Here is a 22,831-nt window from a genome sequence, read left to right on the forward strand (position 1 = left end):
AGGTCACGCCCCAGGCGTACACCGCTCGCACAGAACCTTGGTGAGAGCTCCCCCTCATAGACCGCCCTCCGGCCCTCCCCTGCCTTTAGACTCCTCCAGTGACAGTCTGAGAGCCCGAGGGGCAAGATGGGGCCCGCTGTCGGCAAGGTGCGGTAATCAGGGAGGAAGCGTCGTCGTGAGCAGCAGGCCATCCCGAGGCACTGCTCGCCTCGCAGCCATACTCGACGCCCTCCCGGACGGGCTTCTGCTCGTCAATTGCAACGGCACGGTCGTCAACGCCAACACCATCGCCCTCGAAATGTTCGAGACTCCGGGCACCGCGCTCGTCGGGCGCGGACTGCTCGATCTGCTTCCGGAGTTCGACTCCAAGCTCATCCCCGGGTCGATGCGCCGGCCGGAGGCTGCGGACGAGCAGGGCAGGACGAAGCCGACGCGGATGACCGCACGGCGTACCGACGGCATCGAGTTCCCGGCGGAGATCACCAGCGCGAGCCTGGACAGCGGCCAGGCCGAGTACAACGACATCCACTCCAGCTACACCGGCGACGAGCTGCTGATGCTGGTCGTCCGCGATCTGTCGGGCACCGTCGACACCGAGGCCGAACTGGCCCGTTCGCAACGCCAGACGGAAATGATCCTGCGGGCCGCGTCCGAGGGTGTCGTGGGCACGGACACGGACGGCCGCGTCGTCCTCGTCAACCCGGCCGCCGCGCAGATACTCGGCTTCCGTGCCAGCGACCTCGGCGGCAAGCAACTGCACCCGCTGATCCTGCACTCACGGGCGGAGGGCGAGCCCTTCCCGTACGAGGAGTCCCCGCTCGCCGACACCCTCAAGTCCGGGCGCAAGCACCGGGTGCGCGGGCAGGTGCTGTGGTCCAGGAGCGGTGCCCAGGTGCCGGTCGATCTGACCACCGCGCCGGTCAGGGACGGGGACCAGCTGGTCGGTGCGGTGATGACGTTCACCGACCGCAGGCCTTACGAGGAGCTCACCGAACAGCACACGGACGAAGTCGCCGAGCTGACCAGCAGCCACACCGCGGAGACCACCCGGCTCACCGAGGCCCACGCCGCGGAGCTCGCCGAGCTGACCGAGCGGCACGCGGCCGAGCTCGCCGACCGCACGGAGCGTTACGCCTCCGAGCTGGAGAAGCAGACCGACCTCGTCGCCGGGCTGAGTTCGCGGCAGAACCAGCTGACCGCCGTGCTCGGTGAGTCGCTGCGCGGCCCGTTGGAGGAACTGCGCGGCGAGCTGTCCACGCTCGCGGCCGATCCGGCCGGCCAGCTGTGGCCGGAGGCCAACCAGATCCTGCATCACCTGGCCGCGGGCTACGCCCGGATGACGACCCTCGTCGACAACGTGCTGGGGTTCCAGCGTCTGGACTCGGGTACGGAGGGTCTCACCAAGGTCCCCGTACTGCTCGACGGTGTCGTGGCGGCCGGTATCGAGGGCGCGGTCGAGCTGATCGGGCCGGGGCGCGCGCAGTTCGCGGTGCACGCCCCGCCGATCGAGGCCGAGGTGGACCCCGGGCGGCTGGCGACGGCACTCGCCCACCTGGTCGCGGACGTCGCCGGTGTCGACTCGACGGGCAAGACCCGGCAGACGCCCGGCGGCGGTTACGTCGACTCGACGGTCGTCGTGGCCGCCGCGCAGCGCGGTGAGGTCGTACGGATCGAGGTGCGCGGGCCGTTCGCCGGGGGAGACCCGGTGCACGAGCCGATCGTGCGCGGGATCGTACGGGCGCACGGCGGTGTGCTCCAGACGCACGAGATGCCGGGGATGAGCGGCAGTGCTTACGTACTCGAAGTACCGCTCGGGACCGGTTCCGGGACGGTCGCAGCCCCGCCGGTGGAAGCCCCGCCCGTGGAAGCCCCGCCGGTGGAAGCCCCGCCCGTGGGGCAGCAAGGCGTCCCGGTACAGCAGGCCACTCCGGTACGGCAGGCCGCTCCGCAGGACCAGGAGACCGAGACCGCGGGGGGCGGCCGGCGCAGGGCGCGCAGGTCGTCGACCGACGCCTTCCTGGGGAGTCCTGTCGGCGCCGCCGCCGCGGACACCGATGCGGCGGAGCCGACCGGGCGACGCAGGGCGCGGCGCGGGACGCCGGCGGAGGAATCCGCTCTCCCGGCTACCGAGGAGCAGGAGCAGGAACAGCTCGTAGGGCCCGGCACCGGCGCGCCCAACGGTGGTTCCGGCCGCAGGCGGGGGCGCCCCAGCCCGGCCGAGGCGGGTGCGGTGGAGACGCCGCAACAGGGTCAGGCGTTGGCGCTGACCGTCGGCGCTCCAGGGCCCGCCGTGGTCCCCGCTCCTTCCGAGGGGTCCGTGGTGACCGCTGCGGAGGGCGCGCAGGGCCGTCCGCAGCTCGGCCGGACCGTGCCACCGCAGGGCGTGCCCTCGGGCGGGCAGATGCCGGTCTCACCGACGGGCCGCCGTGCGCGACGCGACGGGGAGGCCCAGCCCGCCCTTCCGGCCGTCGCCTCACCGCAGCCGTCCCCCTCCCCGGCCTCCCCTTACCCTTCCCCGGCCTCCCCTTCCCCCGCCTCTCCGGACGACTCCCTGGGGTCGCAGCCTGGCGGGCGGCGGGCGCGACGCGCCCTGTCGGCCGCGCAGGAGCGTGCCGCCCGGGCCGAGCCGACGGGGCCGCGTACGGCGTTCGCTCTGCCGCCCGCCGACGCGGACCGCGTCCCGCCCGCGGCGGAGGCGGCGGCCGAAGCGGCGGTTGAGCGCCACGACGCCGTACAGAACACGCCGGACGCGGAGCACACACCGCCACAGGCGCACCCCGGGCATCCCGGGCATCCCGTACCGTCCGGCCGCCGCCGGGCGCGCCGCCCGATCTCGCCGGAGGAGCCGGGCGACGCGTCCACGCCTCCGGGCTGGGGCGAGGACGGCACCTCGGGCCAGGGCCTGGCCGCACTGGCAGTGGACGGGTCCGACGACGAGTCCTGGGCAGGCCCCGGGCAGACCACGCACACGACCGGTGGCGCCCCGGCGCCCTCGTCGGCCCCCACGCGGGACGGCACACAGCCCGCCGCGCCCCGTCCCGCCGGCCAGGGGACGCCCGTACAGGACGTGCGGCGGCAGCCGCTGCCCGCCGAGACACCGATGCCGTCCTCGGACTCGACCCAGGGCCGCGCGTTCAGCGTGCGGACGCTGGGCCAGGGTGTGCCGTTCGCGCAGCACCCGGCGCACCAGCAGAACCAGAGCCTCGGCGGTGCCGGGCGACGCCGCAAACTGGCCGCCCCGCCGGAGGCCGAACCGCCCGCACCTCCCGTTCCGTCCGCACCGTCCACATCGCCTGTTCCGCCTGTTCCGCCTGTTCCGCCGCAGCCAGGTGCCGCCCCGGCCGGCCCCGAACCGGCCGCCACACCGTTCTCGCAGTCCGCTCAGGTCGGACAGTCCGCGCAGTCGCCGGGTGGTGCCCCGAAGGGCTCCGGGTCCGGCCAGCTGATGTCGACCCCCGTGGCCGCAGGGCGCGCGTACGCCATAGGGGCCCCCGACAGGGGGGCCGCCGAGGGTCCGGAACTGCTCGACGGCCCCGGTGGTGCGGTCGAGGTGGCCAACCGGCCGCAGCCGCACCCCGTCGACGACGAGCTGCCTCCGGAGCCGCTGGACAACCCTCGGCGGCTGCTCGTCTGGCCCGCGCCCGACGTCCACACCCAGCAGGCGCTGAGCGACCGCGGCTACCGTCCGGTGATCGTGAACTCCCGCGAGGAGGTCGACGCCCAGATCGCCGCGTTCCCCGCCGCGCTCTTCGTGGACCCGCTGACCGGACCGATCACCCGGACAGCCCTGCAGTCACTGCGCCAGGCGGCTGTGGCGGCCGAGGTGCCGGTACTTGTGACCGCCGGGCTCGGGCAGGCGACGCGCGAGGCGGCGTACGGTGCCGACCCCGCCGTACTCCTCAAGGCCCTGGCCCCCCGCGACAGCGAACAGCATCCACCGCGCGTGCTCCTGATCGAGGAGCACGAGGAGATCGCGGTGGCCCTGACGGAGACGCTGGAGCGCCGCGGGATGCAGGTGGCGCGGGCGGCGTCCGACAGCGAGGCGGTCGAGCTCGCCACCCGGATGCGGCCGAACCTGGTGGTGATGGACCTGATGCAGGTACGCCGCCGTCGCGCCGGGATCATCGACTGGCTGAACGCGAACGGCCAGCTGAACCGCACGCCGCTGGTCGTCTACACCTCGGTCGGCCTGCACGAGTCGGAACTGTCCGGGCTCAGCTCGGGCGAGACCGTTCTCTTCCTCGCCGAACGCTCCACCAGTGACGAGGTGCAGTCCCGCATCGTCGACCTGCTGGCGAAGATAGGCACCAACTGAGGACACGGGCTCCGGCCCCGCGCATACGAGGAGGGCGGTACGGGAAGTCCCGTGCCGCCCTCCTCGTCGTGCCGCCCTCCTCGTCGTGCCGTCGTGCCGTCAAGCCGTCGTGCCAGGGTCAGTCAGGTCAGGTCAGAGCTGGGTGATGTCCAGCTCACCGTCCGCGTACTGCCTGCGGATCACTTTTTTCAAGAACATGCGCGAAGGACACTAGTCGTCACGTAGGCTGCTCCCTGCCGTGTTGGCAGGTCACAGCGCCCGACAGGGCGCAAGGGAGGGGTCAGCTGTGGTTGTGCGGTTGGGGGGCTACGCCCGGATCAGCTTGGACAGGGATGGCGAAGAGCTGGGCGTGGAGCGGCAGCGCCAGGACATTCACGCGGCCACGGCCGTTCGGCCGGGATGGACCGTCGCGGAGCAGTACATCGACAACGACCTGTCGGCATGGAAGCGAAACGTTAAGCGCCCGGAATTTGAGCGTCTGATTTCTGACCTTGAGACCGGGACCATAGATGGGTTGATCACATATGACCTTGACCGGCTCACGCGCCAGCCGCGCGAGCTGGAAAGGCTGGTGGACATCTACGAGACGAACCCGAAGTTGGTGTTCGCGACGATTGTTGGCGACATTGACTTGTCGTCGTCAGACGGCCGGACCATGGCGCGAGTGATGGTGGCCTTCGCCAACAAAGCTTCGGCCGACACTGGCCGACGTGTTGCCCGTAAGCACAAGGAGTTGGCCGACAACGGCAAGAACGGCGGCGGCTTCCCCGCGTTCGGCTGGACAGAGGACCGGATCACGATTGATCCGGAGCAGTCCGCACTCATCATCAAGGCGCACGATGACCTGTTGACTGGCTCTCGCCTGGCGACGATCGTTCGCGACTGGCAGGCCAAGGGCGTGCAAACGTCCCGAGGTACGGGCAGCCCGATTTCTCGCACTGCGGTTAGGTCCATCCTGCGGAACCCGCGCCTGGCGGGTTTCCGTGCGGTGAAGGGTGACCTTCATTATGGTCCCGATGGGCAGCCTGTACGGGGCGAGTGGGAGCCGATCTGCACTCCGGAACGGCTAGAGGCCGTGACGGCTGTTCTGGACGGCATCAGGGACCGATACAAGGGCCGGACGAAGAACGGTACGAACGCCTATCGGTATCTGCTCACGGGGATCCTGCGCTGCGCTCTGTGCGGTACGCGGATGCTGCCCAACGCTCGCTCGTCCTGGAGCGAAGGAAGCAAGGGCAGTGCCTTCACGTACCGCTGCCCGGTCGTTTCAGACGGAGGCTGCGGCAAGGTTGCCCGCGCCGGTGAGCCGGTGGACGCGTACATCGTGAACCTGGTCCATGACGCTGAGAGGCGTCTCTCTGCGCCGCCCGAGGCGGACAAGCTCTGGCACGGTGAAGCGCGCTTGGCCGAGGCCGAGGAGGAGCGTGCGGAATTGCTCGCAGCGAAGGCCGCTAAGAAGATCAGTGTTGGGACGCTGATTGCTCTTCTGGAGCCGCTAGAGGCGGAGTTGGAAGAGTTGAAGCGGGACCGTGCCACGCACGCCGTGAAGGTCGCACAGGCCGCTAATCCGAGCCTGATAGAGGAATTCGAGCGACTGCCCTTGGAGCAATGGTCCTGAGTTAGCTGCCCGGGGTGCGATGATCTTGGGGTGGAGCGGATTGAGGGTGTGGCCGCGGGGCGGCTGACGGATGACGTGTCGATCGGGTTGCTGGCGGCGGTGTTCCCGGAGGAGGCCGTGCGGGCGGCGATCGATGAGGCGGGGGCGCGTGAGGAGCGAACGCGGTCGTTGCCGGCGAAGTTGATGATGTATTTGTCGCTGGCGTTGTGGTTGGAGCCGGGCAAGGGGTACGTGCGCACCCTGCGGGGCCTGCTGGAGGGGCTGCGGTGGTCGCGGGGCGGCTGGGGCGAATACCGGGTGCCCAGTGACGGGGCGATCTCGCTGGCCCGTTACCGGTTGGGTGAGGCGCCGTTGCGGAACCTGTTCGACGAGGTCGCAGCCCCGGTGGCCGATGAGCGCACCCCGGAGGCGTTCTGGCGGGGGCTGCGGTTGATGGCGGTGGACGGCACGGTCTTCGATGTGCCCTCGGGGAAGCGGAACGAGGCGGCGTTCGCGGTTCCGGCCGGTGGAAGCCGGCCGCAGGTCCGCCTGGTGGCGCTGGCCGAGTGCGGCACGCTGGCCCTGACCGGGGCGGCCTTCGACTCCATCGCGGTCGGTGAACGCACCCTGTTCACCCGCCTGTTGGACCGGTTGGCGCCCGGCATGCTGCTGCTGGCCGACCGCGGCTTCCCCTCGTTCGGCCTGTACCGGGCTGCCGCCGCGACGGGCGCACAACTGCTGTGGCGCGTCTCGGCTTCCTTCACCCTGCCCGTCAAGAAACGGCTGGCCGACGGCACGTACCTGTCCGAACTGCGCGGCGAGCGGAAGTCGCAGCGGGTCACGGTACGAGTCATCGAGTACTCCGTCGCCGACGACGGCGGAATCAGCGAGGTCTTCTGCCTCATCACCACCCTGCTGGACCCTGAGCACGCGCCCGCTTTGGAGCTGGCCCGCAACTACGCCGAACGCTGGTCGGTGGAAGTGCTCTTCAAACTGCTCAAGGTCGACCTGCGGCAAAGTGGCGGCATCCTGCGCTCGGGCAAACCCGAGGGAGTACGACAAGAACTGTGGGCGCTACTCTGCGTCTACCAGGCCCTGCGCACCCTGATCGCCAGGGCCGCCGTGATCGCGGGCATCGACCCCGCCCGCATCAGCTTCCCGCCCGTCCTGGACGCCGTCAAAAGCTCCCTCAGGACGGCTTTTTCCCCCTGACCAGCTCGCGAAGGCCCTGCACTTCCTCATAGCCGACCTCCCCGGCATGCACATCCGAGACCGCCCCACCCGCACCACGCCCCGCACCACGAAACGCCCCCATCTCAGCTACCAAACCCGCAGCTCAACCGACCCCGGAACCCGGCGCGTCACCCGCACCATCGTGCTCCACACACTGACACCCGACCCGATCTAACTCATGGCCATTGGCCCTTGGAGAGGCAGCGCGCAGTCATCATGAAGCACATCAAAGCTGCCATGGTGTCCCCTGCGGGTCGAGGCGCCCGCAAGTTCAACCCGGACCTTCTGGAAGTTGTGTGGGCCGCGTAGCGGTCAACAAGAGCACGAAAGGCCCTCGCTCGGTGAGCGGGGGCCTTTTTCGTTGCCCATCACTTCGATAGCAATGCATAGCCGTAGGTTCGATAGAGCTCTTTCGTCAAAGCCTCGCCCCTCATGGGAGCGGAAACTAGTTGGCGTTCTATCCATTCTTTCATCTCCGGACTGCGCTTATCAGCGGGAATGTAACGGCTCAAGTGTGAATCCTCCGTCCGTCGGCCAATAGAGACACTGTGCGACGGAACAGGAAACCGGTCCGGAGGAGGCTGAGCCAGGCCCGCTTCACTGCCTCAACGGGCCGCACCTGAAGGGCTCTTGGGGCAGCCCCGTACGGAGCCCCCGGCGGCTGCCAGGGGCTCCGTACGGGGCTCAGTCGAGGTCAGTCGAGCGTGGTCACGTCGAGCTGGCCCAACCTATGTGCTTCACGAATCTTCTTCTTGTCGAACTTGCCGACGCTCGTCTTAGGGACTGCCGGAACGACCGCCCAGCGCTCCGGCAGCTGCCACTTGGCGACCGACTGCGCGAGGAACGCCTTCAGCGCTTCGTAGTCGGCGGTCGCTCCCTCCTTGAGAACGACGGTGGCGAACGGGCGCTCGCCCCACTTCTCGTCGGGGACGGCCACGACGGCGGCCTCGGCCACATCCGGGTGACCCATCAGCGCGTTCTCCAGCTCCACACTGCTGATCCACTCGCCGCCGGACTTGATGACGTCCTTGGCCCGGTCGGTGAGCGTGAGGAAACCGTCCGTGCTGATCACACCGACGTCACCGGTCTTCAGCCAGCCGTCCTCGCTGAACTTGTCCTCGGGCCGCAGATGCTCGCCGTCCGAACCGCCGTAGTACGCACCGGCGATCCAGGGTCCGCGGACCTCCAGCTCACCGGCCGACTCGCCGTCCCAGGGCAAGTGCTCCCCGCCGGGGCCGACCAGCCGCGCCTCGACGCCGGCGGGGAAACGGCCCTGCGTGATGCGGTACGGCCACTCCTCCTCGTCGGTCAGTCCGGCGGGCGGGTTGGCCATGGTGCCGAGCGGCGAGGTCTCCGTCATCCCCCAGGCGTGGCAGAGACGCACTCCCAGCTTGTCGTACGCCTCCATGAGAGAGGGCGGGCAGGCGGCGCCACCGATGGTGACGTTGGCCATGGACGTCAGGTCGCGCGGATTGGCGGTGACCTCCGCGAGCAGCCCCTGCCAGATGGTGGGAACGGCGGCCGCGTGAGTCGGCTTCTCCCGCTCGATCATGTCGGCGAGCGGAGCCGGCTGAAGGAAGCGGTCCGGCATGAGCATGTTGATGCCGTTCATGAAAGTCGCATGGGGCAGACCCCACGCATTCACATGAAACTGGGGCACGACGACCAGGGTGGTGTCCTTGTCCGTCAACCCCATCGACTCGGCCATGTTGACCTGCATGGAGTGCAGGTAGATCGAGCGGTGGGAGTAGACGACACCCTTGGGGTCGCCCGTGGTGCCGGAGGTGTAACACATGGCGGCGGCCTGGCGCTCGTCCAGCTCCGGCCACTCGTAGTCGGTGGCCCGACCGGCCAGCAGCTCCTCGTACTCATGGACGCGCGGCGCGACCCCGCTGAGCCCGGAGCGGTCACCCGGGCCCGAGACGACCACATGCTCGATGGACGGCAGGTGGGGGAGCAGCGGCACGAGCAGCGGCAGCAGCGAACCGTTGGCGATCACGACCTTGTCGTCGGCGTGATTGACGATCCACGCCAGCTGTTCGGCGGGCAGCCGGAGATTGAGCGTGTGCAGTACGGCGCCCATGGCTGGGATCGCCAGATATGCCTCGACATGTTCGGAGTTGTTCCACATAAGGGTGGCGACCCGCTGGTCACCGTCGATTCCGAGTTCGTCGCGCAGGGCGTTGGCCAGCTGTCCGGCGCGCCTGCCGATCTCGGCGAAGGTGCGACGGTGCGGCTCGGGTTCGCCGGTCCAGGTCGTGACCTGCGACTTCCCATGAATCGTCATCCCGTGGTTCAGGATGCGGGTGACAGTCAGCGGTACGTCCTGCATGGTGCTGAGCACGGCGTCCTCCCGGTGGGCGCTACGCGGCAGTAATGTTCCGCTGATTCTGCGCACATACCAAGCGGTATGTCACTACTCCCGCGCATACGAATCGGTGTCGACGGGCACATTCGCTCATCCCGGGACGGGCTGCCCTTACCGGACTACCGGACGTGGCCGGTCCCCTACCGGACCGGGGACAGCTCCGGGTCGTCGCGGAGTTTGCCCAGGGCGCGCGACACCGCGCTCTTGACCGTCCCGATGGACACCCCGAGCACCTCGGCCGTCTGTGCCTCGCTGAGATCCTCGTAGTAGCGCAGGACGACCATGGCGCGCTGGCGGTCCGGGAGCTTGAGCACGGCCCGCCACATCGCGTCGCGCAGGGACTGCTGCTCGGCGGGGTCGGGGGCCGGTACGGACTCCTGCTCGGGCAGTTCCCCACAGGCGAACTCGTCGACCTTGCGCTTGCGCCACTGCGAGGTCCTCGTGTTGACCAGGGCCCGGCGGACGTATCCGTCGAGCGCCCGGTGGTCCTCGATCCGCTCCCACGCGACGTACGTCTTGGTGAGTGCGGTCTGCAGCAGATCCTCCGCATCGCTCGGGTTCGCGGTCAGGGAGCGGGCCGTCCGCAGCAGTACGGGTCCCCGAGCTCGTACGTACGAGGAGAACGACGCGTAGGGTGCGTAGGTCGGGTGTCCGGCGGCGGCGACTGCCCTGGAGGCGCCGGTGCAGACTGGCGTGGTCATGCCCTCCACGCTAGGAGCGGGCGCCATCGAGGGGATCGGCCCCAGGTCCCGAAGCGACGTCCGCCTCAGGTTGTAGGGGTGGGCCGGGCTCCACCTCCTGAAGGTGGAGGACCCGGCTGCCCGAGTCAGGGTCCGTCCCTGAGCCGGATACCGGCCGGCCTGCACCTGCGCGAACCGCCCTGCCGGATCGCCGCAGACCCGCGCTCTCAGTCGTCCGTGCCCAGGATCAGCCCCGAGGTGGGAACACCCGTGCCGGCCGTGACCAGCGTCCTGGCCGCACCGGATATCTGGTTCACCGAGGTGGAACGGATCTGTCGGACCGCCTCCGCGATGCCGTTCATCCCGTGCAGATACGCCTCGCCCAGCTGCCCTCCGTGCGTGTTCAGGGGCAGCTCGTCGCCGGCCACGAAGTCCGCTGCCTCCCCCGGCCCGCAGAAGCCGAACTCCTCCAGCTGCATGAGGACGAACGGTGTGAAGTGGTCGTAGAGGATGCCCACATCGATATCGGCGGGGGACAGCCCGGAACTGCGCCAGAGCTGCCGGGCCACCACACCCATCTCCGGCAGCCCGGTGAGCCCGTCCCGGTAGAAGCTGGTCATCTGCTCCTGGGCCCGCCCCGCCCCCTGGGCCGCGGCGACGATCACGGCAGGTGGCTGGGGAAGGTCCCTGGCCCGTTCGGCGCTGGTGACCACGATCGCCTGGCCGCCGTCGGTCTCCTGACAGCAGTCGAGCAGCCGCAGCGGTTCGACGATCCACCGCGAGGCGGCGTGGTCGGCGAGGGTGATCGGCTTCCCGTAGAAGTGAGCCGCCGGATTCGTCGCGGCATGGCGTCGGTCCGTGACCGCCACATGCCCGAAGGCATCCGGGCTCAGACCGTAGGTGTGCAGATAGCGCTGCGCCGCCATCGCGACCCAGGAGGCGGGAGTGAGCAGCCCGAAGGGAAGATTCCAGCCGAGCGCGGTCCCTTCCGCCGTGGGCTCGCGCTGCTGGACTCCGGAGCCGAATCTGCGCCCGGAGCGCTCGTTGAACGCGCGGTAGCAGACGACGACCTCCGCCACGCCGCTCGCCACGGCCAGCGCCGCCTGCTGCACCGTGGCGCACGCGGCACCGCCGCCGTAGTGAACCCGGGAGAAGAACGACAGCTCTCCGATTCCGGCCGCCTGCGCGACCGTGATCTCAGGACTGGTGTCCATGGTGAACGTGACCATCCCGTCGACATCGGCGGGTGTCAGCCCGGCATCGTCGAGAGCGGCCCGAACGGCCTCGACGGCCAGCTTCAGTTCGCTGCGCCCCGAGTCCTTGGAGAACTCGGTCGCCCCGATCCCGGCGACCGCCGCCTTCCCGCCGAGCGAATCGGCCTTGTGCAGACTCATGCCACCGCCACCGCCTCCGCGGAGCTGCCGGCCGCCTGCAGAGCGACGGTCACCCTGCCGGAGACATGGCGCCCCAGCCCGTTGGTCCCCACGACCTCCACCTCGACGACCCCCCTCGGGTCCTGCGTCGGGTCCGGCGTCGAGTCCGGCGATTCCGGCGCGCCGTGTACCGCGACGACCTTTCCGGTCAGCACCATCAGGTCACCCGGGTAGTTGGGGGCGCCCAGCCGGATCGCAACCTTCCTCAGCACCGCCGACGGACCGAAGCGGTCGGTGACGAACCTGCCCACGAGGCCGTTGGTCGTGAGGATGTTCATGAAGATGTCGGGCGACCCCTTCTCTCGTGCCAGCTCGGCGTCATGGTGCACATCCTGGTAATCGCGGGAGGCGACGGCCCCCGCCACGATGAGGGTGCGAGTCACCGGGATCTCCAGCGGCGCCAACTCGTCGCCTACCAGCGGCCGCCCCACCGCATCGTGAACACGGTGAACCTGCCCCTGCCCCTGCCCCTGCCCCTGCCCCTGCCCCTGCATCATGTGGGCACCTCCTCCGCCCCCGCAGCTGTCTCCGCCAGCAACCGGCCCAGTTCTTCCAGCACCTCACTGCCGCATCCCAGGTAGGCGTCGAGCTGGCGCCCCCACAGGAAGTGCCGATGGACGGGATGCTCCAGGTCGGCACCCGTCCCGCCGTGGAGATGCTGTCCTGCGTGCACGACGCGCCGGCCCGCCTCCGATGCCCACCACGCGGCCGTCAGCGCCTGCGCCCCGTACGCCAGCGAGTGATCGCGCCGCCACGCCGCCTCGTACGCCGTGACCCGGATCGCCTCGGTGTCCATGTGCGCGTCGGCGGCCCGCAGCAGTACCGCCTGATGGGTGGAGAGCGGGCGGCCGAACTGCTCCCGGGACCCCGTGTGGTCGACGGCACGTGCCAGCGACCCGGCCGCCACTCCTGCCTGCAGTCCCGCGAACGCCGTACGGCTCGTCGCCAGCACCGAGGCGTAGGCCTCCGCACCGCCGATTCGCTCCCCGGGCGCCCCGTCCAGTTCGAGCCGCGCCGCCGCCCACGGAGCCGTCGTCTCCACCGGCTGCACCGACACCCCCTGGCCCGCGGTACCGACCAGCCACAGCGCCGTGTCCGCGTCGGGCACCAGGACATGCGTCGCGTCCCGCAGCCACGGTACGTACGGCACGCGCCCGCTCAGCCGCCCACCGCCCCCTTCCGAGCGGATACCACCGCGCGCCGGAAACGCCCCCGTCGCCACCGCCGTGCCGTCCCGCAGGGAGGGAAGCAGCCGCTCCCGCTGTTCCGCCGTGCCGTGCTCGTCGACCGCAAGCACTCCGTATACGCATGTTGCCGCGAAGGGCACCTGCGCCGTGGTCCTGCCCTGCTCCTCCAGCAGGAGCACCAGTCCGAGCAGTCCGATCTCCTCCACCGCGCCGATCAGCCCTGCTGCGCACAGCTCCTTCCAGAGCTCCTCGTCACTGCCCGTACCGGCAGCGGCCAGCCGCTCGGGCGTGGACAGATCCCTGAAGATCCGGGCGGCGAGCCCCTGGCCCGCGGCCTGCTCCTCCGTAGGCGTGAAGTCCATCTCAGCCCTCACTCACCCGGAACACCGGTAGTTCCAACCCGGGGTCCGTCCGCAGGAATTCGAGTCGCACCGGCATGCCCGTCCGCACTTCGTCGGCGGGCACTCCGAGGACACTGCTGACCATCCGCACGCCCTCGGCCAGCTCGACCAGCCCCACCGCGTACGGCCCGGGCTCCCCGGACCGGCTGAAGGCGGGGAAGGGCGGATGGTGCATCACCACATACGAGAAGACGGTGCCCTCGCCACTCGCCTCCACGGTGTCCCACTTCTGGCACCCGCACTCGTTGCACCCGGGGAGCCAGGGGAAGCGCAGTGTCGCGCATTCCGTACACCGCTGGATCAGCAGTCTGTGCTCGGCCACCCCTTCCCAGAACCCGGCGTTGTCCCTGTTGACCACCGGGCGGGGCCGCAGGCTCCTGGCGCTCGGCCTGCTCGGTTCACGACTCGTCGGCCGGTACTTGAGAATCCTGAAACGGTGCGTACCGGCGGGCTTCCCGTCCGCCTGGACGTCCATCCGCGTCGTGAGGAAGTACCCCGTGCCGAGCTTGGTCGTCTTCCGCTCGGAGACCGACTCGATCACCGCGTCGAAGGTGATCCGCTCACCCGGGCGGAGAAGCCGCAGATACTCCTGTTCGGAGTCGGTCGCGACCACCGAGGTGAAACCCGCGCCGTCAAGCAGGGCGAACAGCTCCTCGTACGCCTTGGAACGGTCCGGGTGCCCGGAAAGTCCGCCCATCGTCCATGCCTGGAGCATCGTCGGCGGTGCGATCGCGTCCGGTCCCTCGTACGCCGGGTGACGGTCCCCCATCGCCTCGCACCAGTGCCGGATCATCGCCTGGCTGACCAGGTCCTTGCCGACGCCCGCGGTGGCCGCGGCCCGCCCCTCGTACCCCTTGATACGCCCGTATAGCTCATCCGGCCGGTGCTGCCCCGTTCCCCCTTCCTGCCCCTCCGTCACCGCTTCCCCCTCTTCATACCGAGCCGCATCGTCGCGACGATCTCCCGCTGCACCTCGCTCACCCCGCCCCCGAAGGTGTTGATCTGCGCCGCCCTGTTCATCCGCTCCAGCTCCCCGTCCCCGAACGAACCGAGTGAGCCGCCGCGGATCATTCCGGCGTCGCCCGTGATCTCCTGGCACATTCGATACACCTCGACGGCGCTTTCGGTTCCCACGAACTTCACGCCACTCGCTTCGCCGGGGGCCAGTGAGCCCGCCCCCACGGACCCCACCAAACGCCAGTTGAGCAGGCGTGTCGCCGCCAGCCGGGCATACGCCTCGGCCAGCTTGGATCGCACCCAGGGCTCGTCAACCCGCCGCCGCCCCGTCACCGGATCGGGGGTCCGGGCGCAGGTCAAGGCCGCGTCGTAGAAGTCCTCGGCCTGCATTCCTGTCGCGGCCAGCGCCACCCGCTCATGGTTCAGCTGGTTGGTGATGAGTCCCCAGCCCGCGTTCTCGGCGCCGACGAGATGGGTGACGGGTACGCGGACTCGGTCGTAATAGGTGACCGTCGTGGTCAGCCCGCCCACGGTCTCGATGGGCGTCCAGGCGAAGCCCGGGTCGTCCGTCGGCACGAGGATGATCGAGATGCCCTGGTGTTTGGGCGCTTCGGGGTCGGTACGGCAGGCGAGCCAGATCCAGTCCGCGTGCTGGGCGTTGCTGGTGAAGATCTTCTGCCCGTCGATGACCCAGCACTCGCCGTCCCGCACGGCCCTGGTGCGCAGTGCGGCCAGGTCCGTTCCCGCCTCCGGCTCGCTGTAGCCGATCGCGAAGACCAGTTCGCCGCTGAGAATCCTGGGCAGGAAGTACGCCTTCTGCTCGTCCGTCCCGTACTTCATCAAGGTCGGTCCGACGGTGTTGAGCGTGACCATCGACACGGGCGCGCCCGCGCGGTACGCCTCGTCGAAGAAGACGAACTGTTCGTCGGGGCCGCGGCCCTGCCCGCCGTACTCCACGGGCCAGCCGAGTCCGAGCATGCCGTCGGCGCCGATCCGCCGCAGCAGTGCGCGCTGCCCGGACGGGTCCTTCGCTTTCGTCTCCGGCATGATCTCGCGGAAGTACGTGCGGAGTTCGGCGCGCAGCTGCTGCTGCCGCTCCGTCGGGGCGAGGTGCACGATGGCGTCCTCCCGGGCGTGCGGTCGGCGAGGTCATGACTTTCTGACTGTCCGTCAGATTCAGTCGCCCTGTCAAGACCGCTGCCGCACCCCACGGCACCCACCGCGGCGGGCGGCCCTCGCCCCGCCAGCAGCACCGCACCGCACCGCACAAAGGTCTGCGCGACGGCACCGAAGTGCCGCCGCGCAAAGCGTGCTTCACATCACCGTGGACCTACCCCCCAGCAGTCCTCGGGCGTCCGGCTCACCAGAACGGGGTGAAGTTCACCGCGTAGTCGTGGTTGGACTGGTCGATCGCCGTGAAAGCTGAGCCGTTCACCTGGGCCGAGTTGCTCTGGTTCGAGGCGTCGGAACCGACCGCCTGCTGCTGCGAGGTCGACGAGTTGCCGAGGTTGTGGCCACCGACACCGCTGCCGCCGATCGTCGCCACCGCCGCGTTCGATCCGTCGTTCGCGAACGAGCCGTTGTCGGCCGCGGCCACACCACCGAAGAGCGCGACAGTGAGCGGCAGGGCGGCAACAGCGGCGAAGGTGCGAACGATACGAATGCTTGCCATGTCAATTCCTCCAGGAACCGAAAATGCGGCTTGATACGGCTGTTACGGCCGATTTCCGGAGCAGTTGGCCGACCGCTCCGGAGTTGTTGGGCACGACGTCGCAGAACCAGAGTTGCCCACCGAATCCCCGTCGAACCACCCCGCAGCCCTCGATTCCCCCTCAAGCGTGAGGAACAGCCGACAAACCTCTCCCACCGCTCGAAACCGCCAGTTCGCAGCCCTACGGTCACCTCACCCTGCACCACCCATGGGAAGAAGCGTTCCTGCGCAGCCCCTCCCCACCGGCCCTCCGCCCGCCGGCAGCCTTCGCACCCTTCCCTCTATCGAACGCCTGTACGAGAATGAAGCATGGCCACCATAGACCGGCAGTCCGCCACCCTGGCCCTGGCCCACGCGCTCGCCGCCGCCGAGCGGGGGCTCCCCGTCATCCCGTTGTCCGCCACCAAGCTCCCCGCCCTGCGCTCCCCCCATCACGGCGAGGACCCCCCGATCCACTGCCGGGGCGCCTGCGGGCGGCCCGGCCACGGAGTCCACGACGCCACCACCGACCCCGCCGCCGTACGCGCCCTCTTCGCCGCCGCCCCCCGCGCCACGGGCTACGGCATCGCCTGCGGCCGGCCACCGCACCGCCTCATCGGCATCGACCTCGACTTCGACACCGCGCGCGGCAAGGACTCCATGGCCGCGCTCCAGCAGTTGGCCGAGCGGCACCGGTTCACCATTCCGCCGACGATCACCGTGCTCACCCCGAGCGGCGGCCGCCACCTCTGGCTGACCGGTCCGCCCGACGTGGCCGTACCGAATTCGGCGAGCCGCCTCGCGCCCGGCATCGACATCCGCGGCTTCGGCGGATACCTCGTGGGCCCCGGCTCGGTCACCGCCCACGGCACCTACCGCCTGGCCCCGGGCACCGCCCACCTCACCCCCGCCCCATGCCCCCGCACGCTTCTCCACCTGCTCACACCCCCCACACGTCTCCGCCGCCCCCGTCGTCCCACAGACCATCGCCCCGCATCCCACCAGGGCGCGGGCGGCCGAGGCCAGGGCCTGATCCAGTTCGTACGGTCCGCCCGGGAGGGCCAGCGCAACACAAGTCTGTTCTGGGCAGCCTGCCGCGCCTACGAACACGGCTTCGGCGACGACCTCGCGGACGGCCTCACCGCCGCCGCGGTCCACACCGGCCTCTCCGAACAGGAGGCCAGAGCCGCCATCGCCTCGGCTGCCCGCCTGACCACGGGCCACCCCGGCCACCCCTGAACGTTCAGGGGTGGCCGGCGGGCACGCCTGCCACCACATCCCTCTTCTCACCGGTCGTCGGTCTGCTGGCCGGTCGCCCCACTCGCCGAGACCAACGTCCGGTCGCACAAGGCCCCTTGCCCCGCTCCCCGGCCCGCACACCGTCCACACATGACAGAGGCCTTTCGAGGTGAGACGGCGCCCATGCAGAAGGGGCGCCCCTCAAGCGGAGCGCCCCTTCTGATCCGTACCTGTGCCTACCTCGGCGGTGGGTGTGGGATTTGAACCCACGGTGACATCGCTGCCACGACGGTTTTCAAGAGGGTGCTGCGGGAAGCCTCTCGAACGTTCCTGACCTGCTCGTTCCCCGCTCTCCGGGCCCCTCGCTCCCTCCGGCGGTCCACACCTGGTCCACTGGAGGAGTCCGGACGATGTCAGCGCAGCTCGCGTGTCATGCAGGCGAAGACGGGAGAGTCGGGGAACGGCTGCTGCTTGCCGATCGTCCGGTAGCCCCATGCCTCGTACACGGCCTGGACGGCGCCATTGCCGTTGGCGGGGTTGACCAGGAGGGTGACGCGGGACTCGGTGCGGCGGGAGAGCCATTCCTCGTGGATCTGCCAGGCGATGCCGCGCCCGCGCCAGGGCTTGCGGACGACGATCTCGTTGAGGGCGACCGTACGGACGCCGTCCTCGTCGGTGTAGCCGTCGGGCAGCTCGGTGATCATGGAGGCCCACCATCGGGTTTCCGCAGGGAGAGGGCAGCCGAAGGCGAACCCGACGGGCTCCCCGTCCTCGGTGGCGAAAGCAGCACTCCAGTCGGGCCGAGAGGCGTAAGTGGACAACCGCTCGTCGAAACGTTCCACGTCGTAGAACGGTCCGGTGAGTCCGAAGTCTCGATGTCTCACCTCGGCGTGGATGTCAAGGATGTGCTGCCTGATCTCCGGGAGCTGCTCGGCGGTGTAGTGCCGGATCTCGGCGGTCATTGCGGCCTCCTCGGGCGGTACTGGTCCATCCACTCGGTCGTGCACCGAGCCCTGGGCGCGGCAGAGTTCAGCCCTGCTGTGAACTCCGTGAGCAACCGGCTGGTGCGCTCAGTCAGTGAATCACCCGGTTGTGTGGGCAGTACAGAGAGGGCGGTCGTGCATGCCTGTTCAGCCTCGCCCTGCCGCAGTTGAGCCAGCGCGAGGTGGGACCGGTAGTACGAGCGGTTGCGGTTGAAGCCAGGGCGCAGCAGGGACAACGTGTGGTGGAGGTGGGCCTCCGCCTCGTCGTGACGGCCGACGCCGGCGTGGACGAGGGCGGACAGACCGTGCAGCTCCGCCCGGTCGTAGAAGCCCATCCAGACGGGCCGGTCGGCGTGGGGGTCAGCACCGTCGAATGCCTTGATGGCGTGTTCGAGGGTCCGCAGGGCGTCGGTGGGTCGCTTGGCTCCGGCATACGCGCCAGCAAGACGCGCGTGAGCTAGCGAGCGGAAGAGTGGGTCCCGACGGCAGGCGGCAGAGGCCCGGGCGGCGGTCGCTGCGGCAACGGCGTCGTTGAACTGTCTGGTCTGGCGGGCGAGGATTCCGGCGTGTCCCCACAGGCGCAGGGTGATCTCGGCGCTGCCGGACAGACCGGCCAGGGTCATCGCCCGTTCGAGGTGCCGCTGTGCTCGCTCCGGTTCGCAGGAGTCCACCGCGGCCCACAGTGCGGTCCCGGTGAAGGCGGCGGCGAGTTCGTAGAGCCGGGCGCGGACGCGCTGACTGGCGGACCCGACGGCCTGAAGCTCCATCGCGTGGTGGGCGAAGGCGACCGCACGGGTCTCCAGGCTGGGGGTTCCTCCGGTCACATTGTCGGATGCGACGAGATCGGCGAAGGCGACACGGAGACGTTCGGTGTCGCTCATTCCGATGCGACGGTACGACGTGGCGGGCAGGGGCGGCAGTGCGGTGGCGGCAACGAGGCCGACCACGTTGCCGGCGAACGTTCGTCGCCGCACGGATTCCTCCGGTGGTAATGAGGGCGGTGCTGTGGAGCGCGACGGCGGAATGAAGCCGAGCTCTTGAGCAGTACACCCGATTACTGCTTCGAGAGCGCGCCGTTGTCGTTCCTGCGGCCACCTGGTTTTTCCGGTCAGCCAGTTCCGTACGTGACGGTCCTGGAGAGTGCCGGGCCTGCCGGTGAGGGTGCCGATCTCGTCGTTGAGCGCCTGGGCGAGTTCGTGCTGTCTCAGGCCCGCCGCTGCCATCTTGGCGGCGAGTAACTCGTTCCCCGTCATGCGGTCACGGTAACCGTGGGCACGAGAATGTGATGCCTGGTCAGGTAAAAATTACCGGTTGGCAGCAGGCGCCCCAGTGGGGGAATTGCCTGTGCCTTGACTGGTGGGCGGCGGTTCTCTGGTGGTGCGGCGGTCCGAGGAGGCCGCGGTTTGGACCGCCAGCGAGGAGGAACCGTGACGGTGGCCTCGATCGAAGACCCGCAGACCGTGGCTCCTGTGGAGCAGGAGTGGTCGCTTGGATACTCGATGGTGAGCGGCAGCGTGCCCCTGGCCCGTATCCACGCTCGCCGGACGCTCACCCTGTGGCGGTGGGGCGGCGATGTCGAGGACGCCGTCCTGATCCTGTCCGAGCTGGTCGCCAACGCGGTCAGGCACGCCAGCAAGCCGGACGCTCTGGTCGGTGTGCGGCTCGCGCTTGAGGACCGAACGCTCCTGATCGACGTGTCCGACCCGATGCCCGCGTTCCCCGGCTTCGGATCGATCGTCGCTCCGTCCCCGGACCAGGCGTCCGGCCGCGGAATCTGCCTGGCTCGGGCCCTGGGTGCCCGCGTCGGCTGGTTCCTGAACGCGGACGGCAGCAGCAAGACCGTACGCGCCGAACTGCTTGCTCCGGACGGTGCCGCAATGCAGTGCACGCACTGGCGCCGGGTGCCCCTCGACCTGTCACGGGAAGCGCGGGAGAAGTCGGCCGCCACGTATGTCGACAGGGCGGTTCAGTGCCAGCTGTTCGCGCACAGCGAGGGTGAGCACTTCGGTCTCCTCGCCGACTCCGGCGCGTACGGGACCGCTCTGTGGCTCCGCTGGCACGGGACGGACGAGGCGCGGCTCGTCGTACTGCCGGACTGCCCGGTGGCCGCCCAGGGGCCCGACGGCGAGGGCTGCTGCCTGTTCGCCGACCACACCGAGCAGCACACCTGGGAAGACTCCCTGGAGGAGATCTCGTGCACCAGCTGATCGCAAGCCCGTACAACGGAACGTTCCTGGTCGCCCGCCCTGGCTCCAAGGGCGGCATGCGCATTCCCCGGACGCTCTACGAAGAGCTGGCCTCGACCGCCGAGAGCAGTAGCCCTGTGCCGGTCTGGCTCCTCGACCACGCCCGCACAGCCTGGGGCCTGGACCTGGCGGGCGCGGTGATGCGGGACGTCGTTCTCGTACGCTCCGAGACCGGCCTCGGTTACGGCCGGGCCACGTACGAGATCAACAAGGGTTGCAACTTCAACTGCGAGCACTGCTACCTCGCGGAGCGGAGGTTCGAGGGGCTGCCCTGGCCGGACAAGGTCCGGCTTCTGCGCCTGCTGCGGGACGCCGGGGTGCTGTGGCTCCAGTTCACCGGTGGTGAGCCGCTGATCGACCGGCACTTCATGGACGCGTACGCGCTCTCCCATCGGTCCGGGATGCTGATCGAGATCCTGACCAACGGCTCCCGGCTCCACCGCCCCGAGATCATCGAGCTCCTGCGCGACCTGCCGCCGCACAAGGTGACCGTCTCCCTCTATGGGGCGACCCCCGACAGTTTCGACTCGCTCACCCGGAAGCCGGGAGCGTTCAAGCTGGTCGAAAAGGGGCTCGTCGCGGCACGCGAGGCCGGCATCGCGCTGGAACTGGCGCTGATCATCACCCGGCACAACGCCCATGAGCTGGACGCCATGCGGGCCCTCGCCGAGGGGTACGGGGCGGGCCGTCAGGAGTACGGAACGATCTCTCCCACGTACACGGGCACGCCCGAACCCCTCGCCGCGCAGGCCCCTGGCTTCCTGGACAAGAGCAGCGTCTTCAAGGGCTGCCCCGCCGGCCACACCTTCTTCCACGTCGACCCGCACGGTCTGGCAACCATGTGCAAGGTCGGCCGCGAGAACCCCATCGACCTCATGACCGAGGGCTTGGACGGACTCCTCCGTCTGCCCGGCATCGCCGATGCCCAGATGCTTCGCACCGGTGGCTGCGGCGGCTGTCAGCTCTCCGGCACCTGCCGGGTCTGCCGACCGCTCGCCAAGGCGTACCAGGAGGCGAAGGCACCACTGAACACCTACTGCCAACACGGAAGCGAGGAAGCGTCATGACCGCTGTCATGGTGGAGATCGGCCCCCGGCCGCCGGCCACGGAGGAGCCCGAGGGGGTGGTCCTCCTGGACGACCTGGAGGTGCTGGCCGAGGGCGCAATCCCGGGCTGCAACGACGACAACCCCTACCGGTAGACAACCGGCCGGAAAGAACCGCGGGGGCCTCGGGACGTTCTTCCACCCGAAGCCCCCGCACCACTGCGCACCCACATGCCCGCACCCGTGGAAGAGTGAAGCCCCATGGCGACCACCCGCATCGGCCTCGACCGGCTGCCGTCCGCTGCCCGCGCCGCCGTCGTGGCGCACACCGGCCCCCTTCTCACGGTCGAAGAGGCAGCCGAGGGCTTCAATAGTGAGATCGCGGCCCGCGTCACCTCCGCCACGGGCACCTGGCACATCAAGGGCCTGCGCACCGACCACCCCCGCGCCTGGACCCAGCGCCGGGAGGCCACCGTCGCCCCCTTCCTCACCGGCCTGGCCCCCGCCCTCCGCTGGCGCGTCGAGACCGCCGGATGGGACCTTCTCGGCTTCGAAGCCCTCGGCGGCCACCACGCCGACTACTCCCCCGGCTCCCCCGACCTCCCCGAAGTCGCCGCCCTCCTTTGCCGCCTCAGCGAGACCTCCTGCCCCGGCATCGAACTGCGCCATGCCGAACAGCGCCTGGAGCACTACGCCGCCCACCCCGACGACCTCCGCTTCTTCTCCGGAACTCACCTCCTCCACACCGACCTGAACAACGCCAACGTCCTCGTCGACGGCCACGCCCCCCAGGGCGATCGAGCCCGCCTGGTCGACTGGGCCTGGGCGACCCGCGGAGCGGCCTGGCTCGACGCCGGCTACTGGATCATCTGGCTCATCGCCGCCGGGCACACCCCCGCATCGGCCGAAGAGTGGGCAGCCAAGATCCCCGCCTGGCACACCGCCGCCGCCGAGGGCATCACCGCCTTCGCCGCAGCCAACGCGAACGTGTGGGCCGAGATCAGCACCGCCGACCCCGACCCGTGGACCCTGCGCCTCGCGACCGCCGCCACCACCTGGCACGCACACCGCAGAGCTGGTTGAACCGAACCCTCAGCTCCGGTGAGCCGAACGAGCGGCCGGCCGGAGCGTCTTTGGCCGGTGTCCTGTTCGGGTTGGGGTCGGGCATGTTCAGGGGGCCGTACGCTGGCCCGGCAACTCGGGCAGGCTTTGCCCCTGCCCGGAATTTGAACGAGTGGCCCCCTGGACTTGCCCGACGCGGGCCCCGGCCCGAACAGGTGGGTAAAGCCGTGGAGGCCGGCCGCCCCAGCTACGGCTGGTTGAACGGCAATCCGCGGTGACCGGTGCGGACTTGGCATGCGCCCCGCCCCTGCCGGCCGTGCTCGCCACGGGGCGGCTGTCGGGGTTCTTACCGGGTCCGTCCGCCCGCTTCTCGGGCTTTGCGGAGCGAGTGGGCG

At 69.8% G+C, this 22,831-nt stretch carries 18 protein-coding genes; 8 read left to right on the forward strand and 10 right to left on the reverse strand.

The features are described from left to right. Nucleotides 1–175: 175 nt before the first annotated feature. The 3 genes from F0344_RS17065 to F0344_RS17075 all read left to right on the forward strand — a co-directional run bounded on the left by F0344_RS17065 (nt 176) and on the right by F0344_RS17075 (nt 7,124). Nucleotides 176–4,315 (forward strand): PAS domain-containing protein, encoded by a 4,140-nt coding sequence (locus F0344_RS17065; protein WP_185299607.1) that lies wholly within the window; start codon nt 176–178, stop codon nt 4,313–4,315. Between the two features lie 292 nt (nt 4,316–4,607). After that, nucleotides 4,608–5,933, forward strand: a complete 1,326-nt coding sequence (locus F0344_RS17070) for a recombinase family protein (RefSeq protein WP_258050271.1) — start codon at nt 4,608–4,610, stop codon at nt 5,931–5,933. Nucleotides 5,934–5,963: 30 nt separating this feature from the next. Beyond that, nucleotides 5,964–7,124, forward strand: coding sequence for an IS4 family transposase (locus F0344_RS17075; RefSeq protein WP_185297178.1), 1,161 nt, complete (start codon nt 5,964–5,966; stop codon nt 7,122–7,124). A gap of 715 nt (nt 7,125–7,839) precedes the next feature. On the opposite strand, the gene F0344_RS17080 is transcribed toward F0344_RS17075, so the two are convergent. The 8 genes from F0344_RS17080 to F0344_RS17115 all read right to left on the reverse strand — a co-directional run bounded on the left by F0344_RS17080 (nt 7,840) and on the right by F0344_RS17115 (nt 15,843). Then, nucleotides 7,840–9,489, reverse strand: a complete 1,650-nt coding sequence (locus F0344_RS17080) for a long-chain fatty acid--CoA ligase (protein ID WP_185299609.1) — start codon at nt 9,487–9,489, stop codon at nt 7,840–7,842. Between the two features lie 164 nt (nt 9,490–9,653). After that, nucleotides 9,654–10,214 (reverse strand): SigE family RNA polymerase sigma factor, encoded by a 561-nt coding sequence (locus F0344_RS17085; RefSeq protein ID WP_185299610.1) that lies wholly within the window; start codon nt 10,212–10,214, stop codon nt 9,654–9,656. Between the two features lie 206 nt (nt 10,215–10,420). Beyond that, nucleotides 10,421–11,587, reverse strand: coding sequence for a lipid-transfer protein (locus F0344_RS17090; RefSeq protein ID WP_185299611.1), 1,167 nt, complete (start codon nt 11,585–11,587; stop codon nt 10,421–10,423). Beyond that, the gene (locus F0344_RS17095; protein ID WP_258049977.1) at nt 11,584–12,009 is read right to left on the reverse strand and encodes a MaoC/PaaZ C-terminal domain-containing protein; all 426 of its coding nucleotides are present in this window, start codon (nt 12,007–12,009) and stop codon (nt 11,584–11,586) included. The genes F0344_RS17090 and F0344_RS17095 overlap by 4 nt, the downstream gene beginning before the upstream one ends. Before the next feature lie 110 nt (nt 12,010–12,119). Then, nucleotides 12,120–13,175: an acyl-CoA dehydrogenase family protein gene (locus F0344_RS17100; protein ID WP_185299612.1), complete on the reverse strand. Its 1,056-nt coding sequence runs from the start codon at nt 13,173–13,175 to the stop codon at nt 12,120–12,122. Between the two features lies 1 nt (nt 13,176). Next, nucleotides 13,177–14,133, reverse strand: coding sequence for a bifunctional MaoC family dehydratase N-terminal/OB-fold nucleic acid binding domain-containing protein (locus tag F0344_RS17105; protein ID WP_258049978.1), 957 nt, complete (start codon nt 14,131–14,133; stop codon nt 13,177–13,179). Then, the gene (locus F0344_RS17110) at nt 14,130–15,287 is read right to left on the reverse strand and encodes an acyl-CoA dehydrogenase family protein (RefSeq protein WP_185299613.1); all 1,158 of its coding nucleotides are present in this window, start codon (nt 15,285–15,287) and stop codon (nt 14,130–14,132) included. The genes F0344_RS17105 and F0344_RS17110 overlap by 4 nt, the downstream gene beginning before the upstream one ends. A gap of 244 nt (nt 15,288–15,531) precedes the next feature. After that, complete coding sequence (locus F0344_RS17115; RefSeq protein WP_185299614.1) at nt 15,532–15,843, reverse strand: hypothetical protein; 312 nt, start codon at nt 15,841–15,843, stop codon at nt 15,532–15,534. Nucleotides 15,844–16,191: 348 nt separating this feature from the next. Here F0344_RS17115 and F0344_RS17120 point away from each other — a divergent pair, with 348 nt between their 5' ends. Then, nucleotides 16,192–17,100, forward strand: a complete 909-nt coding sequence (locus tag F0344_RS17120) for a bifunctional DNA primase/polymerase (protein WP_185299615.1) — start codon at nt 16,192–16,194, stop codon at nt 17,098–17,100. A 413-nt stretch (nt 17,101–17,513) separates the two neighbouring features. Here the strand turns inward: F0344_RS17120 and F0344_RS17125 are convergent, their stop codons facing one another. After that, entirely contained in the window at nt 17,514–18,062 is a 549-nt protein-coding gene (locus tag F0344_RS17125; RefSeq protein ID WP_185299616.1) for a GNAT family N-acetyltransferase, read from the reverse strand. Beyond that, nucleotides 18,059–19,336, reverse strand: coding sequence for a hypothetical protein (locus F0344_RS17130; protein WP_185299617.1), 1,278 nt, complete (start codon nt 19,334–19,336; stop codon nt 18,059–18,061). Before F0344_RS17130 ends, F0344_RS17125 begins: the two co-directional genes overlap by 4 nt. 180 nt (nt 19,337–19,516) lie before the next feature. Here F0344_RS17130 and F0344_RS36840 point away from each other — a divergent pair, with 180 nt between their 5' ends. From F0344_RS36840 to F0344_RS17150, 4 genes are all read left to right on the forward strand, one after another. Continuing rightward, nucleotides 19,517–20,290 carry an ATP-binding protein gene (locus F0344_RS36840; RefSeq protein WP_185299618.1) on the forward strand — a complete coding sequence of 258 codons (774 nt, stop codon included), beginning with the start codon at nt 19,517–19,519 and terminating at the stop codon, nt 20,288–20,290. Beyond that, the gene (locus F0344_RS17140) at nt 20,278–21,396 is read left to right on the forward strand and encodes a radical SAM protein (protein ID WP_185299619.1); all 1,119 of its coding nucleotides are present in this window, start codon (nt 20,278–20,280) and stop codon (nt 21,394–21,396) included. Before F0344_RS36840 ends, F0344_RS17140 begins: the two co-directional genes overlap by 13 nt. Then, complete coding sequence (locus F0344_RS17145; RefSeq protein ID WP_185299620.1) at nt 21,393–21,530, forward strand: hypothetical protein; 138 nt, start codon at nt 21,393–21,395, stop codon at nt 21,528–21,530. Before F0344_RS17140 ends, F0344_RS17145 begins: the two co-directional genes overlap by 4 nt. Before the next feature lie 105 nt (nt 21,531–21,635). Next, entirely contained in the window at nt 21,636–22,457 is an 822-nt protein-coding gene (locus F0344_RS17150) for an aminoglycoside phosphotransferase (protein WP_185299621.1), read from the forward strand. The last annotated feature ends 374 nt before the right edge of the window (nt 22,458–22,831 follow it).

The organism is Streptomyces finlayi, assembly GCF_014216315.1.
Classification (GTDB): domain Bacteria; phylum Actinomycetota; class Actinomycetes; order Streptomycetales; family Streptomycetaceae; genus Streptomyces; species Streptomyces finlayi_A.

What these genes read in the sequence shown, in the direction of transcription:
- F0344_RS17120 (WP_185299615.1), top strand. Translation starts at nt 16,192, where the DNA reads ATGGCCACCATAGACCGGCAGTCCGCCACCCTGGCCCTGGCCCACGCG.
- F0344_RS17130 (WP_185299617.1), bottom strand. Translation starts at nt 19,336, where the DNA reads ATGACGGGGAACGAGTTACTCGCCGCCAAGATGGCAGCGGCGGGCCTG.
- F0344_RS17150 (WP_185299621.1), top strand. Translation starts at nt 21,636, where the DNA reads ATGGCGACCACCCGCATCGGCCTCGACCGGCTGCCGTCCGCTGCCCGC.
- F0344_RS17125 (WP_185299616.1), bottom strand. Translation starts at nt 18,062, where the DNA reads ATGACCGCCGAGATCCGGCACTACACCGCCGAGCAGCTCCCGGAGATC.
- F0344_RS17090 (WP_185299611.1), bottom strand. Translation starts at nt 11,587, where the DNA reads ATGAGTCTGCACAAGGCCGATTCGCTCGGCGGGAAGGCGGCGGTCGCC.
- F0344_RS17145 (WP_185299620.1), top strand. Translation starts at nt 21,393, where the DNA reads ATGACCGCTGTCATGGTGGAGATCGGCCCCCGGCCGCCGGCCACGGAG.
- F0344_RS17115 (WP_185299614.1), bottom strand. Translation starts at nt 15,843, where the DNA reads ATGGCAAGCATTCGTATCGTTCGCACCTTCGCCGCTGTTGCCGCCCTG.
- F0344_RS17085 (WP_185299610.1), bottom strand. Translation starts at nt 10,214, where the DNA reads ATGACCACGCCAGTCTGCACCGGCGCCTCCAGGGCAGTCGCCGCCGCC.
- F0344_RS17100 (WP_185299612.1), bottom strand. Translation starts at nt 13,175, where the DNA reads ATGGACTTCACGCCTACGGAGGAGCAGGCCGCGGGCCAGGGGCTCGCC.